Origin of the sequence: Pelistega suis, from assembly GCF_013133795.1 — a bacterium.
In the GTDB taxonomy this organism is placed as follows: domain Bacteria; phylum Pseudomonadota; class Gammaproteobacteria; order Burkholderiales; family Burkholderiaceae_B; genus Taylorella; species Taylorella suis.
The window spans coordinates 125989-143014 of record NZ_JABGBN010000001.1 but is presented as its reverse complement, the minus strand read 5'-3'; the positions used below and the strand labels follow the sequence as shown (position 1 = coordinate 143014).

The 17026-nt window shown below is 42.4% G+C and carries 19 protein-coding genes; 5 read left to right on the top strand and 14 right to left on the bottom strand.

Annotated elements, in window-relative coordinates:
- Positions 1–45 precede the first annotated feature (45 nt).
- Together lysA and lptM are read right to left on the bottom strand one after the other, a co-directional pair.
- Positions 46–1329: a diaminopimelate decarboxylase gene (gene lysA, locus HKX39_RS00755; RefSeq protein ID WP_425500260.1), complete on the bottom strand. Its 1284-nt coding sequence runs from the start codon at positions 1327–1329 to the stop codon at positions 46–48.
- Between the two features lie 41 nt (positions 1330–1370).
- Entirely contained in the window at positions 1371–1616 is a 246-nt protein-coding gene (lptM, locus tag HKX39_RS00750) for an LPS translocon maturation chaperone LptM (protein WP_171679270.1), read from the bottom strand.
- A 39-nt stretch (positions 1617–1655) separates the two neighbouring features.
- Here lptM and cyaY point away from each other — a divergent pair, with 39 nt between their 5' ends.
- Positions 1656–1988 (top strand): iron donor protein CyaY, encoded by a 333-nt coding sequence (gene cyaY / locus HKX39_RS00745; protein ID WP_171679404.1) that lies wholly within the window; start codon positions 1656–1658, stop codon positions 1986–1988.
- A 169-nt stretch (positions 1989–2157) separates the two neighbouring features.
- Here the strand turns inward: cyaY and ccsB are convergent, their stop codons facing one another.
- The 3 genes from ccsB to HKX39_RS00730 form a co-directional block, all read right to left on the bottom strand.
- Positions 2158–3498: a c-type cytochrome biogenesis protein CcsB gene (gene ccsB / locus HKX39_RS00740; protein ID WP_171679403.1), complete on the bottom strand. Its 1341-nt coding sequence runs from the start codon at positions 3496–3498 to the stop codon at positions 2158–2160.
- Position 3499: 1 nt separating this feature from the next.
- Positions 3500–5593, bottom strand: a complete 2094-nt coding sequence (locus HKX39_RS00735; RefSeq protein WP_343043402.1) for a cytochrome c biogenesis protein ResB — start codon at positions 5591–5593, stop codon at positions 3500–3502.
- 106 nt (positions 5594–5699) lie between these two features.
- Positions 5700–6401 (bottom strand): c-type cytochrome, encoded by a 702-nt coding sequence (locus HKX39_RS00730; RefSeq protein WP_171679402.1) that lies wholly within the window; start codon positions 6399–6401, stop codon positions 5700–5702.
- Positions 6402–6580: 179 nt separating this feature from the next.
- Between HKX39_RS00730 and yihA the strand changes: the two genes are divergently transcribed.
- Both yihA and hemB read left to right on the top strand, forming a co-directional pair.
- Positions 6581–7204, top strand: a complete 624-nt coding sequence (gene yihA / locus HKX39_RS00725; RefSeq protein ID WP_171679401.1) for a ribosome biogenesis GTP-binding protein YihA/YsxC — start codon at positions 6581–6583, stop codon at positions 7202–7204.
- Positions 7201–8202: a porphobilinogen synthase gene (hemB, locus tag HKX39_RS00720; protein WP_171679400.1), complete on the top strand. Its 1002-nt coding sequence runs from the start codon at positions 7201–7203 to the stop codon at positions 8200–8202. The genes yihA and hemB overlap by 4 nt, the downstream gene beginning before the upstream one ends.
- 123 nt (positions 8203–8325) lie before the next feature.
- On the opposite strand, the gene HKX39_RS00715 is transcribed toward hemB, so the two are convergent.
- Positions 8326–8622 carry a copper-binding protein gene (locus HKX39_RS00715; protein ID WP_171679399.1) on the bottom strand — a complete coding sequence of 99 codons (297 nt, stop codon included), beginning with the start codon at positions 8620–8622 and terminating at the stop codon, positions 8326–8328.
- A gap of 286 nt (positions 8623–8908) precedes the next feature.
- On the opposite strand from HKX39_RS00715, the gene HKX39_RS00710 reads away from it, so the two are divergent.
- Together HKX39_RS00710 and HKX39_RS00705 are read left to right on the top strand one after the other, a co-directional pair.
- Positions 8909–9358, top strand: a complete 450-nt coding sequence (locus tag HKX39_RS00710; protein ID WP_171679398.1) for a universal stress protein — start codon at positions 8909–8911, stop codon at positions 9356–9358.
- A gap of 101 nt (positions 9359–9459) precedes the next feature.
- The gene (locus tag HKX39_RS00705; RefSeq protein ID WP_171679397.1) at positions 9460–10020 is read left to right on the top strand and encodes a cob(I)yrinic acid a,c-diamide adenosyltransferase; all 561 of its coding nucleotides are present in this window, start codon (positions 9460–9462) and stop codon (positions 10018–10020) included.
- Between the two features lie 96 nt (positions 10021–10116).
- Here HKX39_RS00705 and HKX39_RS00700 read toward each other — a convergent pair whose 3' ends face one another.
- From HKX39_RS00700 to atpB, 8 genes are all read right to left on the bottom strand, one after another.
- The gene (locus tag HKX39_RS00700) at positions 10117–10548 is read right to left on the bottom strand and encodes a F0F1 ATP synthase subunit epsilon (protein WP_171679396.1); all 432 of its coding nucleotides are present in this window, start codon (positions 10546–10548) and stop codon (positions 10117–10119) included.
- A gap of 12 nt (positions 10549–10560) precedes the next feature.
- A complete protein-coding gene (atpD, locus tag HKX39_RS00695; RefSeq protein WP_171679395.1) occupies positions 10561–11961 on the bottom strand; it encodes a F0F1 ATP synthase subunit beta in 1401 nt (466 codons plus the stop codon).
- A gap of 39 nt (positions 11962–12000) precedes the next feature.
- Positions 12001–12909, bottom strand: coding sequence for a F0F1 ATP synthase subunit gamma (gene atpG, locus HKX39_RS00690; RefSeq protein WP_171679394.1), 909 nt, complete (start codon positions 12907–12909; stop codon positions 12001–12003).
- 66 nt (positions 12910–12975) lie between these two features.
- Positions 12976–14517: a F0F1 ATP synthase subunit alpha gene (gene atpA, locus HKX39_RS00685; protein ID WP_171679393.1), complete on the bottom strand. Its 1542-nt coding sequence runs from the start codon at positions 14515–14517 to the stop codon at positions 12976–12978.
- Positions 14518–14552: 35 nt separating this feature from the next.
- Entirely contained in the window at positions 14553–15092 is a 540-nt protein-coding gene (locus tag HKX39_RS00680; protein ID WP_171679392.1) for a F0F1 ATP synthase subunit delta, read from the bottom strand.
- Positions 15093–15104: 12 nt separating this feature from the next.
- The gene (locus tag HKX39_RS00675; RefSeq protein ID WP_171679391.1) at positions 15105–15575 is read right to left on the bottom strand and encodes a F0F1 ATP synthase subunit B; all 471 of its coding nucleotides are present in this window, start codon (positions 15573–15575) and stop codon (positions 15105–15107) included.
- Between the two features lie 151 nt (positions 15576–15726).
- Positions 15727–15963 (bottom strand): F0F1 ATP synthase subunit C, encoded by a 237-nt coding sequence (gene atpE, locus HKX39_RS00670; RefSeq protein WP_171679390.1) that lies wholly within the window; start codon positions 15961–15963, stop codon positions 15727–15729.
- 123 nt (positions 15964–16086) lie between these two features.
- Positions 16087–16974: a F0F1 ATP synthase subunit A gene (gene atpB, locus HKX39_RS00665; protein WP_171679389.1), complete on the bottom strand. Its 888-nt coding sequence runs from the start codon at positions 16972–16974 to the stop codon at positions 16087–16089.
- Between the last annotated feature and the right edge of the window lie 52 nt (positions 16975–17026).

Genomic DNA, 17026 nt, shown 5'->3' with positions numbered 1-17026 from the left:
ATAAGAAGCCTGTTTTAATCTGTCTTCAAAAAAGATAAGATAAACTTAAACAATACGTTCTAATGCAAATAATTGCTCAACAGTCTCACGCTCACGAATAAGATGTGCTTGAGTACCGTCAACTAGAATCTCAGCCGCTCGAGGACGTGTATTGTAATTATTCGCCATCGCAAAGCCATAAGCACCCGCTGACTCAATGGCTAGATAATCCCCTGTTTGCAAGGCTAATATGCGTTGCTTTGCCAACCAATCACCCGACTCACAAATAGGTCCCACAATATCATAAATTTCACTAGCTTTATCGGAGACTTGAACCGCCAATACCCCATGATAAGCGTCATATAAGGTAGGACGAATTAAATCATTCATGGCAGCATCCACAATCGCAAAATTACGTGCTTCTGTTGGCTTTAGCAATTGCACCTGCGTAACCAAGATACCTGAATTGCCCACTAAAGAGCGACCCGGCTCCATCACTAATTCTAACTCACCAAACCCTGCTGCAATCAATTTGTCCTTGACAATTTTAACCATATCTAGCGGTTTTGCGACCACCTCATCGGTATAACGAATACCCAATCCACCACCAATGTCCACATGATGTAGTTCAATACCCCGAGCACGGAGCGTGCTAAGCAACTGAACCAAACGATCGGCAGTGTCTGCAAAGGGAGAAATTTCTGTAATTTGCGAGCCGATATGACAGTCTACACCCGTAATCTCAATACCAGATAAAGATTGTGCTTTAGCATAAATATCGGCGGCTAAATTAATATCAATGCCAAACTTATTTTCTTTTAGCCCAGTAGAAATATAAGGATGCGTCTTCGCGTCCACATCAGGATTCACACGTAATGAGATTGGTGCTTTTTTGCCTAAGCGAGTAGCCACTTGAGAAATCAAATCAAGTTCAGGAATAGACTCAATATTAAAACACTTAATCCCTGCATTTAAGGCAAGTTCAATTTCCCACACTTGCTTACCAACCCCAGAAAACAATAATTTCTGAGGATCAGCACCCGCTTTTAAAGCTCGCATTAATTCGCCGCCTGAAACTAAATCAAAGCCTGAACCTAATTTTGCAAAGGTATTTAAAATTGCCAAATTAGAGTTAGCTTTGACAGCATAACAAACCAATACATTTTGATAGGTATCAATTACCTCTTGATAAGCATGCCAAGCACTCACTAAAGCCGCCTTAGAGTAGATATATAAAGGCGTCCCAAATTGCTCTGCTAACGCTTTAACAGAGGATTGTTCTACAAACAGTTGCTTGTCTTGGTAATAAAAAAAAGGGCTTCCTACAGGTGTGGGTAAAGTGGTCATCATACAATATTCAATATACAATCAATCAAATTAGCGAAAATCCCTTACGGAGTTGTTGTCGCTTTCGTGTTTTTAGCAGCGTCTTCTTGTTGTTTAGCTTTGTCTGCTTTCTGCTGAGCCTTACGAGCCTCTTTGCGAGCTTTAATACGCTCCTCTTTCTCTTTGAGCTCTTGACGCTGAGCTGCAGTTGGGTAGTAGACTGGGGCTTTATAACCGCAGGCCGAAAGCCCCACACTCGCTAAAATGAGCGTTACAATAAGTGTTTTGCGGTGCATAATATTAACAAGCATCACAAGTTCCTACTATTTTGGATTTAAAAGAGTTTTATTATGACAGAAACAGAATTTCTTGTCCGTGCAGATAAGATTTTAGATAATATTCAAGACCAGGCTGATGAATGGTTTGAACATCTCGATATTGATGTGGATGCTAACCGTGAAGGTCAAGTCTTAACCTTAATCTTTAATGCCAAAAGCCATATGGTCATCAATGCACAGACTCCTCTACAGGAAATGTGGCTCGCTGCTCCTAGCGGAGCATTCCATTATCGCCTACAAGGTGAACAATGGGTCAATACACGAGAAGAAGGCCCTAATTTAGACGAGCAAATTAGCATTTTAGTCTCTAGTCTCACTGGTCAACCATTAAACGTTCGCATCTAGTTTTTCCTAAATTTCTAAAAGCTCGATAGCGACACTATGACCTGTACGAGTCATCATAGCAACTAAAAACCCCCGTCATGGATAAGTATCCCATGCTCGGGGGTCTAATGCACTTCTAGAGCGCTAGTTTATGCATAAACACCAGAAGTCATCATCTTCTTAATAGTTTTTACAACTCACCATAAGAATGCAATCCAGATAAGAAAATATTTACACCAATAAAGGCAAACGTCGTAATCACTAAGCCTGCTAAAGCCCAATAAGCCGCCACAACACCTCGCATACCTTTCATCAACCGTAAATGCAACCATGAGGCATAATTGAGCCATACGACTAACGCCCATGTTTCTTTAGGATCCCATTGCCAATACGTACCCCAAGCGTCTGCTGCCCATAGCGCTCCTAATACTGTCGCTACCGTAAAGAAGGCAAAACCAATCGCAATGGCACGGTACATAATGTCATCAAGCACTTCAAACGATGGCAAACGCTCAGCGATACGCTTACGCATCATCAAAATTAATGCCACTAGCATGATACTAATACCAAAATACACCACCCAGAAAATCGATGCCTCACCGCGTGCCCCAAAAATAAAGGCCTCAGCAACTAATGCGCCACCGATGAGTAGAAGCGGTACCATGGGCAACCAAGAAGTGGTATTGCCATGATGTTTGACAAGATAAGCAAAACCCACCATCGCAGCTAACGCAAATGTACCATACCCCACAAAGTTAGCTGGGACATGTAATTTCATCCACCAACTATTTAAGGCATTATTTAGCGGTGTAATCGTCGCAGCATCTCGTTCAAAGGTATACCATAACAGGAAAATTACCGCTGACGAAACAATCAGCAAGACAAAGCCACCTACAGCGCGCGTGTTATAGCGCTTTTCGTAGTACAAATAAAAGACAGCCGTCAGTAAACAGAAAAGCACAAACACTTCATAAAGATTACTCACAGGGATATGTCCCATATCTGCTGCAATCAAATGTCCTTCACGCCAACGCACTAATAGACCCACAAAGCCCAATACCACGCCCGACCATGTCAATGCACTGCCAATACGGTCAAGACGAGGGCTAAAATAAGATACCCAATAGAAAATCGTCGCCATAAAGAACAAGGCACTCATCCACAAAATAGCTGATTGAGAAGAAATCAAATACTTCAGTAGAAACTTCTGTTCGCCATTGGCAAGATTGCCGTCATATAACCAAATCGACAGTAGTGCAATCAGTAAAACCGCAATGATTAAGGTACGTAAAGGACGCCATAACCACCCTAGCCACGTTAAGAAAATAGGCGTACTCGCAAGGATATACTTTTCATAAATATCCATAGAATCAGGCCAAGTACGAAGAATATAGACCACGGCAGCGTATAGCACAACCAGAAAAGCCCCATCTGTCCAATCCAGTCGCCCACGCAATGGATGGCGAGTATCAATTTTGTCTATCCATTTATCGGAGGGTACTGCCTGCCCATTGAATACTTGCTCAGACATCTTATTTCCTTTCTAATTCACTAAAATCTTGTTTAAATTGATCAAACTCACGTTGGAAATCCAAAGTGCGCTTTAATGAAGTCATGGCAGCTTTAATCTCACTGCCCTGTGCCTCTGGTTTTACCCATAACCATAAACGACGCTCTCTCACATAAAACATCTGGAATACACCGATAATCAGGAATAAACAACCTAGATATACCACAAACTTACCCGGTGAACGCGTTGCTTGCAATACGGATGCCTGAATATGCTCAAAACTACGCAATTGCATCACGACTGGAGCGGGATAAAAAGCTAAATCTGATAAAGCGCGAATAGCACTATCAAACCATTGCGCTTGTTTTTCCGCATCCACTTGACCCACGTAGTTTAACTCAGGAAGACCTAATTGTTGACGCGCAAAATTACGTAAATCTATTGCAGAAAATATCAAATAATCACGTAAGATAGTTTTCATCGGAGCACGGATATTTTCGGGAACTCGCTCCGCTTCTGGCACACCAACGCCATCAACATAGTCATCTAAACCTTTAAAGCCTGAGCGTGCAAAAATCTCTAAAGCGCGATTAGCTAACACCACGATATTTTCTTTGTCGATACGAGGATCCTCAACCTTAGCGGCATAAGCGCGTGCGGCTCGCAAACGCATTTCGGGATTATTAAATGCGGCGCGTAATGATAAGAACTCATCCATGCCTCCCTTTTCATCAGCAGGAATACGCATATAGCTAAAGCCCTCATCCGTGGGGAGTTTCATCCCAATCAGATAAACCAAACGTCCATCCAATTGCACAGGCAACATATAATTCTGGTATTCCACCGATTGATTACGTTCATCCGTCAATGTATATCGCACTAAAGGGCCTACATTGTGTACGTTTTCATTATGCTTAGCGGCTGCACTACCTGTCACCGCTAAAATCTGCGCTTGGAAATCTTTAGGCTTAGCTAAACCATCTGCCGCAGCAAGATTCTCCACATTAATCGGACGAAAGTCATTTACCGTCAACCGATAGGTGCGCTCATTACCAGCCATTTGCGCTTTAATTTCCATGGTATCACCCACATCCGTATTTAATTCAGTCGCACTAAACTTATCCCCTTGAACAGGTAAAACAGCCAATTTAAGCTTAGAGCCACCATCATTAAAACTAGACTGATAAAGCGTCACGCCATGAATCTCATAAGGGTGATTTACCTCAATAATTTTATTCTCAACCTTACCCGTTTCAAAATCCGTAATCGTCACATCACTAGCAAATCGCTTTGGCATACCATTGCTTTGGTAATACTCAATAATAAATTTATTCAGCTTCACACTAAAGGGCAACTGCTGTAAATAGCTATTCTCACCCATAGCAAGAAGTGCATAGTTGGCAGTTTCACCCTCACTCATGGCGATATTGCCGCGGAAACTAATATTATTAGCCCCAAATTTTGAAATCTCGGGCACATCAGAAACAAAACGCGCCTCCATTGGGATAGGACTTTTACTCCCTAACCAAATCTGCAAGCGATTCGGTAACTCACTATCCAATAAACCACCGACACAAATGACCACAATAGCCAAATGAGCGAAGATATACCCTAACCGATTAGAACTCCCTTTTTTAGCGGCAAGCAATAACGTCTCACCGTCTTGCTTTTCTTTAAAGGCGTAACCATTTTTCTTTAGCCATACTTTGGACATTGCCACCGACTGCTCGGCATTATAAGCACTTTGCATTTCTATCTTATGAGGAAATGCACGTAAACTCGTCTGACGCACATACTCTTTGAAAGAGCGCATATCTTTCAAAATCTTAGGCACATTACGAATTAAACAAAGCGTCGTCGATACCACCAAAAATGCCATCACAACAAGGAACCAAGGGGCATTATAAATTTGGCTGACACTAAATTTGCTAAATACCTGATACCAATATGTACCAAAGCGATCAATATAAAAAATCTCCTCGCGATTCTGCTCAAGCAAAGTACCCACTGCACTTGCAATACACACAATCATCAAGAGATAAATGGCAAAACGCATAGAGCCTAATAGCTCTACTAACTCTGCCCCCCATTGTCTTTTATATTTGCTCTTTGTCACAATCAATTCTGGATAAAGTTACGATAAAACAAAGGGATACCCAAAAAAGGCATCCCCTCTCAAAAAATAAGCATCTAAATTGGAGGATTACATCCTACCAATAAGCTTAGCGAACGCCAGCAGCGTAGTCTGCAACGGCTTTCATATCAGCGTTGCTCATACGATTAGCAATCGTACCCATCATATTTTCTGTACCACCATGCGTACGATGACCCTCAGCGAACGCTTGTAATTGAGCTAAGATATACTCAGGATGTTGACCTGATAAGAATGGGAACTGCTCTGGCATACCCTTACCATCAGCACCGTGACAAGAAGCACAGGCTGGTACATTGCGTGATGGAATACCTGCACGCCAAATCTCACGACCACGGTGAACAAAATCTAGATTAGCTGCTTCTTTAGCGAAAGCAGGTTTCTCTAGTTTTTGCTGAGCAATATAAGCCGCCAAGTCATTCATATCCGCATCTGTCATTTGACCTACAATCGCCGTCATCGCCGTTGGTGAGCCGTCAGCATTCATACGCGCCGCTTTTGTTTGACCGGCTGGAATTTGGAATTTTTTCAGTTGACTTACCACATAGCCTGCTGGTAAACCAGCAACATGAGGATACATAGCGATTACGCTATTACCCTTTTCGCCGTGACAGGCAACACAGGCCAGAATACCACGCTGTGCATCACCCTGAGTGTATAAAGTCTCACCACGCTTTGCGTCTGGTTTTACATTTTGTGCTTGCACTGCACCTGCTGCTAGACCCATTACTAGACCACTTGCTAGTACAACCTTAGAAAAAACTTGTTTCATTTAGACCCTCGATCCAAGATCAACTGATTATTTTTAATAGAGTACCCTTACTCAAACTACTCTATTTTATAAGATTATTCGCTTAATATGCGAGTATAAACCGATTACAGTAAATTTACTTACTTTTGTAATAGATATTATACAATAATGGTTTACTACTGACTAACGTAAGGTCGCTTGTGTCAATTTTACATCAAACTAAATTCTTTGTTTCTGCGGCTAAACTCCATCAACTCCCAGAGGCCTCTGTTCCTGAAGTCTGTTTTGTTGGTCGTTCGAATGTGGGCAAATCATCGGCAATTAATGTACTTGCCAACCAAAAGCGTCTTGCTTTCTCTAGTAAGACACCAGGTCGAACACGTCTCATTAATATGTTTGGCGTGCCTAATCCTCAAGACACTTCTCGTGCGATGGGATTTCTTGTCGACTTACCCGGTTACGGCTATGCCTCAGTCGCCCAAAACACCCGCGAAGAATGGGCGGATGTACTAGGTGCCTATCTACGCGAACGCGAATCTTTAGCCGGCATTGTCTTACTTATCGATATTCGTCGTGGTGTCACCGACCTCGATCGCCGTTTAGCCGAGTGGATTGCTCCCACAGGTATTCCTGTGCTTGCTCTACTAACCAAGGCGGATAAGCTCCCTTATGGTCAGCGTGTCCGAGCTGTTTTTGACGTCACAAAAGAACTCAAAAACATCGGCGCACTTAAAGTCATTCCTTTTTCTTCTACCAACCGTATCGGCTTAGAAGAAACCACCAATGAAATTGTTAATTGGATTAATCCAAAGGACGAATCATGATAATTGCAGATTTCCCTTATGCTCGCCCACGTCGTAACCGCAGAGATGATTTCTCACGTCGTCTGGTCCGAGAGCATAATTTAAGTGTAGACGATTTAATCTACCCTGTCTTTGTACAAGAGGGCGCGAATCTCCTTCAACCCATTCCCTCTATGCCGGGGCAGGTTCGCTACTCCCCAGATACCTTATTAAAAGTAGCTGAAGAGTGCGTTAAATTGGGTATTCCCGTATTAGCCCTCTTCCCTTCTATCGACAATAGCCTTAAAACAGCAGATGGTATTGAAGCGACTAATCCAAACGGACTGATTCCTCGTGTTGTGCGTAGTCTCAAAAAAGAATTTCCTGAACTCGGCATCCTTTGTGACGTCGCTCTTGATCCGTACACCAGCCACGGACAAGATGGCATTATTGATGACAACGGTTATGTTCTCAATGATGAAACGATTGCAATGCTTCGCCAACAAGCCCTTATACAAGCGGAGGCTGGTGCAGATTATGTCGCTCCAAGCGATATGATGGACGGTCGCATTGGTGCTATTCGTCAAGCGCTTGAAGAAAATCACTTTATCTATACCCGTATCATGGCTTATTCAGCTAAGTATGCTAGTGCATTCTACGGCCCATTCCGTGACGCCGTGGGTTCTGCAGGCAATCTTGGTAAATCAAACAAAATGACTTACCAAATCGACCCTGCTAATCGCTATGAAGCACTCCGTGAAGTAGCCGCAGATATTAAAGAAGGTGCAGATTTAGTCATGGTCAAACCAGGCATGCCTTATCTGGATATCCTACGCGAAGTCAAAGACTACTTCAAAATGCCAACTTATGCTTATCAAGTGAGCGGTGAATATGCCATGATTAAAGCCGCAGCACAAAATGGCTGGTTGGATCACGATAAAGTAATGATGGAATCGCTATTAAGCTTTAAACGTGCAGGCGCAGACGGTATTTTGACGTACTTTGCCATTGAGGCCGCTAAATTACTAAAAAAGGCTTAAATCTGAGTAGAAACTTTCCAATAACTTACGTATAAACAAAAAGGGGCTTTATTAACAAGCCCCTTTTTATCGATATCTGCTGAAGATGTATTGGTTAAAAATCCTCATTTAAAAACAAACAGATTAGTTATCGACTTTAATCTCATCAATACGATAACGATTATTCTCATGCGTTGCCGTAAATTTGACTTTATCCCCTGCTTTTACTGTCGAAAGTAAAGCAGGACTAATTTCATACACTAAGGTCATTGCAGGTAATTTGAAATCAGAAATTGCACCGTGTTTAATGGCTACCTTTCCCTTAGCCGCATCAATACGACGCACCTCTCCACTAGCTTTGGCCTGTTCTTGTGCCACCACGGTACTCACACTCGCTACCGCTATCGTTGCCAATAATACGTTTCTTAGGATTGTTTTCATTTAAAATCTCTTAAAGCAAGACATACCCACATCGTACCTAAATTTAGCTTAAAGACCAAGCCCCTATTCATTTTTTTCAACAAAAACATATTTCATCGTACTGCTTTTTTCACTCTACATTCCATCCAAAATGACTATTTTTCTTTAAAAAGCAAAATACTAAGCCAATAGGCGAATAAAAACCGCTTTTACCTCTCAGTCGCTGATAAAAATCATTCTGTAAAGGCTGTTTCTGGGTTAAAATAAGAGGAGTCAAACATCATCATCTTTGCCAAGGAGGTTTCAAATGGCACATACCTATCTAGTTCCTTACGATGCATCTAATAATGCTAAGAAAGCTTTACTTTGGGCTGTTGATGCCGCTAAACTTTCTGGTGCTCGCATTCGTCTAATGAATATTCAACCAAGCTTCAAAACTGTACACGCCAAAACATTATTTAATAAATCTGATATCGAAGAATATCAACATCAATTATTTAACGAATGTACTGTAGGCGTAGAAGATATTCTTAAAGCATCGGGTCTTGAATACACTGTTGAATTAGGCGTTGGCGACCCGAAAGAGGTGCTTGTAGACACGGTCAAAGCGAGTCGTGAGACAGCTAATCCTATTGATTTAATTATCATGGGCTCTCGTGGTACCAACCCATTTTTTGGTGGTGTATTAGGTAGCGTGAGCTATGCGATGATTAACTCAGGTGTTTGCCCAGTCACTATCATTCCCCAAGAAAAATAATTCTTACTATATCAATCCTTCTCTTAACGAGAAGTGACTTCGCTATCACTTAAGCCAAGTATTACCTCAATGATACTTGGCTTTTTACTTTAGGATGTCATATGAATACCAATCGTTTAGACCAAATTGTCACCAAATCAGGCGATAAAGGGACAACCAGTTTAGGAGATGGTCAGAGAATCAGCAAAAGCCATTTACGCATTCAAGCTCTTGGCAGTACCGATGAGTTAAATGCCGCTATCGGTTTATTAATCAGCGCTTTCTTGCCTACGACCTTAAATGTGAAATTCAAACAAGAACTACAAACCATTCAGCATACCTTATTCGATGCTGGAGCTGAAATTTGCATTCCAGGCTATACCACATTAACTGAAGCACATATTCAGCGTATAGAAAGCTATATCAGCGCTTATCTAGAACACCTACCTGCGCTTAAAGAGTTTATTCTTCCTGGTGGCACAGCGGCAGCCGCCCAAGCGCATGTATGTCGTACTATTGCTCGTCGTGCCGAGCGCGACTTAGTCGCCCTAAACGAAGCTGAACCTATGAATGATATATGTCTACAACTGCTCAATCGACTGTCAGATTATTTCTTTGTGCTTAGCCGTGCGCTTAATCAAGCCGAAGGGCAGTCCGATATTTTTTGGCAAAAAGGCTATTAAGAAATTACCACGATAATCAAGAAAATCATCAAATCAGCTTAAAAACAAAACCCCACAATCAATGATGTGGGGTTTTATGCGTTTAGCTATCGCGTATTAGTGGCGCTTTTTCTGCTCTGCATAGCGGCGAGCAACATTTGCTTGTGCTGCCAACATCGCAAGTTCAGCTTCAACCACAGCAATCTCTTCTGGCGTTTTAGCATTACGGCGAGATTCTTCTGCTTTCTCGCGTGCTGCCAAAGCTTTTGCTTCGTCAAGATCCGCTGCGCGAATCGCTGTATCAGATAATACAGTAACCGCATAAGGTTGGACTTCTAAAAGGCCACCTGCGACAAACACATGCTCTTCTGTACCATTTTCTAGAACAATCTTAACTTGTCCTGGACGGATACGAGAAATGAGTGGTGTGTGACCAGGTAAAATACCTAACTCACCCGATTCACCAGGAAGAACAACCATCTTAGCTACACCAGAGTAGATACATTCTTCCTGACTTACCACGTCAACATGAAGTGTTTGAGTCGACATAATTAATCCTTATTATAAGGTTTTCGCTTTCTCGAAGGCTTCGTCAATAGAACCAACCATGTAGAATGCTTGCTCAGGAATAGCGTCACATTCACCCTCAACAATCATCTTGAAACCACGGATTGTTTCAGATAAAGGTACATATTTACCTGGAGAACCTGTAAATACCTCAGCAACGTGGAATGGTTGAGATAAGAAACGTTGAATCTTACGAGCACGAGCCACCGCTTGTTTATCTTCTGGAGACAACTCATCCATACCAAGAATCGCAATAATATCGCGTAATTCTTTATAACGTTGTAGTGTTTGTTGAACAGCACGTGCTACTTGGTAATGCTCTTCACCCACTACATGAGGGTCTAATTGACGGCTAGTAGAATCTAGTGGATCAACCGCTGGATAAATACCTAAAGAAGCGATGTCACGAGATAATACGACTGTTGAGTCTAAGTGTAAGAACGTTGTCGCTGGAGATGGGTCAGTTAAGTCATCCGCAGGTACGTATACCGCTTGGATAGACGTAATAGAACCAGTCTTAGTCGATGTAATACGCTCTTGTAGAACACCCATCTCTTCCGCTAGCGTTGGTTGGTAACCTACAGCAGAAGGCATACGACCTAAAAGTGCTGATACTTCAGTACCTGCTAGTGTATAACGGTAGATGTTATCGACGAAGAATAGAATGTCACGACCTTCGTCACGGAATTTTTCCGCCATTGTCAAACCTGTCAACGCTACGCGTAGACGGTTACCTGGAGGTTCGTTCATCTGACCAAACACCATCGCTACTTTGTCAAGTACGTTAGACTCTTCCATCTCGTGATAGAAGTCATTACCTTCACGAGTACGCTCACCCACACCGGCAAATACCGATAAACCAGAGTGTTGTTTAGCGATGTTATTAATCAATTCCATCATGTTAACGGTTTTACCTACACCGGCACCACCGAATAGACCTACTTTACCACCTTTTGCGAATGGGCAAACTAAGTCAATTACCTTAATACCTGTTTCAAGTAATTCAACCGATGGAGATAATTCATCAAACTTTGGAGCAGCTTGGTGAATACTACGTTTTTCTTCGCTTTGGATTGGACCAGCTTCGTCAATTGGACGACCTAATACGTCCATAATGCGACCCAAAGTACCGTTACCTACAGGTACTGAGATTGGTGCATTTGTACGCTCTACTGCCATACCACGACGTAAACCGTCGCTTGAACCTAAAGCAATCGTACGAACAACACCGTCACCGAGTTGTTGTTGTACTTCTAGAGTTAGACCTTTTTCTGCAAAAGCAGATTCATTGCTATCTGCAAGAACAAGAGCTTCATAGATATGAGGCATATTGTCGCGTGGGAACTGAATATCCACCACGGCGCCGATGCACTGAACAATGGTACCGTTACTCATGTTATTTCCTTACTTTAAACGCTTGAAAGTCGCCACCGCTTATACCGCAGCAGCGCCTCCCACGATTTCTGAAATTTCTTTGGTAATCGCAGCCTGACGTGTTTTGTTGTACACCAACTGTAAATCACCAATAACCTTTTTCGCATTATCTGATGCTGCCTTCATCGCAACCATACGTGCAGACTGCTCAGACGCCATATTTTCAGCTACTGCTTGATAAACCACACCTTCTACATAACGGTGCAATAAATCATCAATCACTTCTTTAGCACCTGGCTCGAAGATATAATCCCAATTGTAATTAGTCTTCGATTTTTCATCAGCTACTAAACTACCGGCTTCTGTCGTAAATGGATCTTTCAATCCGTCTGGCAACGGTAGGAGACGTACAAATGTCGGCACCTGACGCATTGTGTTTACGAAGTCGCTTGTAGCGATATATAACGCATCAATTTTACCATTGATGTAGTCATCAAGTTGAACTTTCAATGCACCGATTAATGATTCTAGGTTTGGTTTATCACCAAGATTAACCTGTTGTGAGACTAAGTTCACACCTAAACGCGTTAGGAAACCTACACCCTTATTACCGAATGCAGTTGCTTGAACTTTAACCCCTTGTGATTCGAACTCTTTAAGACGGTTTAGCACTAAACGCGTAATATTGGTGTTCAAACCACCACATAAACCTTTATCTGTGGTTACCAGCACGATGCCAACACTCTTAACCTCTTTACGCTCTTCCAAATAGGGATGCGTGTAGTCAGGGTTAGTCATCATCATGTGCATGGCAATCTCACGGACTTTTTCCGTGTATGGACGGCTTGCACGCATTCTATCCTGCGCTTTACGCATTTTAGATGCCGCTACCATTTCCATCGCTTTAGTGATCTTACGTGTATTTTGTACACTTTTGATCTTAGTACGGATTTCCTTAATTCCAGCCATGTCGCTTTCCTAGGAGATTGCTTACAAAAGCATGCCTAATTACTTAGGCATGCCCCACCTTGAGTCTTAGAAAGAGCTCGCTTTCTTGAAGTTTGCTAAAATACCTTTTAGCTTCTCTTCGTTTTCTTTCGATAGCTCTTTTGTGCTCTCGATGCCATCAACCAAATCAGCATGTTTGTGCTTGATTTCGTCTTTGAGTGCTTTCTCGAAAGCTAATACTTGGCTAACGTCCACATCGTCTAGGTAGCCGTTATTCACCGCGTATAGCGATACCGCTAATTCCCAAACTTTTTGTGGCTCGTATTGAGGTTGTTTTAACAACTCAACCACACGTTTACCGCGCTCTAATTGACGACGAGTTGCATCATCAAGATCAGAAGCAAATTGAGCAAACGCAGCTAACTCACGGTATTGTGCTAAGTCTGTACGGATACCGCCAGAAAGTTTCTTAACCACTTTAGTTTGAGCTGCACCACCCACTCGAGATACAGAAATACCCGCGTTAATCGCTGGACGAATACCAGCGTTAAACAAGTCTGTCTCAAGGAAGATCTGACCGTCAGTAATAGAAATCACGTTAGTTGGTACGAATGCAGATACGTCACCCGCTTGTGTTTCAATAATCGGCAATGCTGTTAATGAACCTGTTTTACCAGTCACAGCGCCTTTTGTAAATTTCTCTACATAGTCAGCGTTTACACGAGCAGCACGCTCCAATAAACGAGAGTGTAAGTAGAATACGTCACCTGGGTACGCTTCACGACCTGGTGGACGACGTAATAATAGAGATACTTGACGGTAAGCCCACGCTTGTTTTGTTAAATCGTCATATACGATTAATGCGTCTTCACCGCGATCACGGAAGTATTCGCCCATTGTACAACCAGCGTAAGCAGCTAGGTATTGCATAGCAGCTGAATCAGAAGCAGCTGCAGCTACAACGATTGTATACTCTAATGCACCGTGCTCTTCAAGTTTACGCACCACGTTGTTAATTGTCGATGCTTTTTGACCAATCGCAACGTATACACACTTAACGCCTGTACCTTTTTGATTGATAATCGCGTCAACTGCAACGGCTGTTTTACCTGTCTGACGGTCACCAATAATCAACTCACGCTGACCACGACCGATAGGTACCATTGAGTCTACTGATTTAATACCAGTTTGTAATGGTTGGTCTACAGATTTACGCGCGATTACACCCGGCGCTACTTTTTCAATAATGTCTGTTTCTTTTGCGTTGATTGGGCCTTTACCATCGATTGGTTGACCTAATGTATTCACAACGCGACCTAATAATTCTGGACCTACAGGTACTTCCAAAATACGACCTGTTGTTTTAACAGCGTCGCCCTCTGAAACACCAGTATAGTCACCTAAAATAACCGCACCAACTGAGTCACGCTCTAAGTTAAGAGCAAGACCAAACACGTTGTTTGGAAATTCAAGCATTTCACCTTGCATCACATCGGATAAACCGTGGATACGTGTAATACCGTCGGTTACTGAAACGACAGTACCCTGTGTACGAACATCGGCAGAAGCACCCAAGCCTTCAATACGGCTTTTTAGCAATTCGCTGATTTCTGACGGATTGAGTTGCATATTCAGACTCCTGAAATCCTGTTATTCTATGGCGCTTATTGAGCAGCCAATGTATCGCGCAAGCGAGTTAATTGTGCTTGCACGGAAGTATCTAATACCTGATCACCCACGGTAACGCGAACGCCACCAATAATTGAGTTATCGACTGTAACCTCGGGCTTGAGTTTAACACCAAACTTTTTCTCTAAACCCACTAATAATTCTTGTACTTGAGCATCTGAAAGCTCAAAAGCACTAACAATCTTAGCAATAGCAGAACCCTCATGGCGATTTTTTAAATCTTCAAATTGCTCTGCAATTTCGGGTAAAGTGATTACTCGATCGTTCTCAACTAAGAGATCGACAAAGTTTGACGCCTCTGCTGGTAAAGCACTTTTTACTAAACCAAGCAATAAATCCTTGCGCTGAGCCTTTGACAATCGTGGGTCAGTCATCACTTCTCGAACATCTTCGTTAGAAGAAATTTGAGCAAGTTCATTCAATGCAGTTGACCATTGCACCACCGTGTTTTTGTCACGAGCAGCGGCATAAAGCGCTTCTGCATATGGACGAGCAATTGTTGATAATTCAGCCATGATGATCCTAGATTAAAGCTGTGCTTTAAGTTGATTTAACAACTCAGCATGGGTTTTAGCGTCAACTTCACGGCGAAGAATTTGTTCTGCGCCTTTAACAGCTAGAACAGCCACTTCATCACGTAAGCTACCACGTAAGCGTTCAACTTCTAATTCTGCATCTTGTTTAGCTTGCGCTAAGATGCGAGCACGTTCTGCTTCGGCTTCTTCGCGAGCTGCACTCACAATTGAAGTTGCTTGTTTCTCAGCTTCGGCTAGACGTAATTGATTGTCAGCTTTTGCTGATTGCTCAATTTGACTAATACGAGCTTGAGCTTGAGCTAAGTCTGTCTTACCTTTGTCGGCAGCAGCTAAGCCTTCGGCAATTTTTTGACGACGTTCGTCGATTGCTGTGATTAGCGGTGGCCATACGAACTTCATAACGAACCAAGCTAATACAAAGAAGACGATCATCTGGAAAAAGAGCGTCGCGTTTAAATTCACGGTCGTTTCCCTTCTATGTGTTAAGGTGATGCTCACAATTGCAGCACCCGGAATTCTTTACTGAATTTGGTGTGATGTAGGGCTTACACCCTACACCGCTCCATCCAGTTCACTAACCATCAAGCGATGGTAAAAATATTCTCTCTAGTTCTTAGAATGGGCTAGCGAAAGCGAATAACATCGCAATACCAACACCAATTAGGAACGCCGCGTCGATAAGACCAGCTAATAAGAACATTTTAGTTTGTAAAGCATTCATCAACTCAGGTTGACGAGCAGATGCTTCTAGGTATTTGCCACCCATGATAGCGATACCGATGCACGCACCGATAGCACCTAAACCAATAATAAATGCGCAAGCAAGAGCTACGAAAGCTGATGTGGCCATAACAACTCCTTGTGGTAATGAACCAAAATAAATGAAAAGATGGATAAAAAACTACTTTTTAAAATAACAATCCCGAAGGATTTATTGAGAGCACCGATTATAACACCAATGCTCTACAACCTTTTAGTGCCCTTCATGAGCTTGGCCAATATAGACCAATGTTAACATCATGAAAATGAACGCTTGTAACAGAATAACCATAATATGGAACACTGCCCAAATCGTACCAGCCACAATGTGACCCGCACCTAATCCAATACTAAGAGCATTGAAACCTGTCCATGCACCGCCTAATAAAGCGATTAGCATAAATACTAATTCACCCGCAAACATATTACCAAAAAGTCGCATACCTAATGATACCGTCTTAGCACCATACTCAATGATATTTAATGCGAAGTTTGCTGGAGCCAATAATAGAGCACCGATACCATGCGCATGGAATGGCGCTGTGAATAATTCTTTAACAAAGTGACCACCACCTTTTACTTTGATACCATAGTAGAAAGATAGTAATAACACACAGAGAGACATACCTAATGGCACATTTAAATCTGCCGTTGGAAGAATGCGATGATAATATAAAGGACCATGATTATGGCTATCACCCGCTAGACCAAACACTTGGAATAACCAACCCGCCAAATCAACCGGCACTAAGTCTAAGGTGTTCATCAGCGCAATCCACAAGAACACTGTTAGCGCTAATGGCGCTACAAATAAACGTGACTTCTCATTGTGAACAATGCCTTTTGCCTGATCAGCAACCATCTCCACCACCATCTCAACGCCAGCTTGGAAACGACCCGGCACACCACTTGTTGCCTTACGAGCAGCCAAATAAAGTACACCAATAACAATCAGACCTGTTGCGATAGCCCAAAATAGCGAGTCGTAGTTAATAAAACTAAAATCCGCAATCTTACCTTGAGCTTCACCCATGTTATTAAAATGCACTAGGTGATGCTGAATATAATACTGCTGTGGTGATACACCTTCTGCTGCAGCCATTTGACCTATTCTCCCAAATGCTAGCCGATAAGACTAGTAATCAACTTTAACA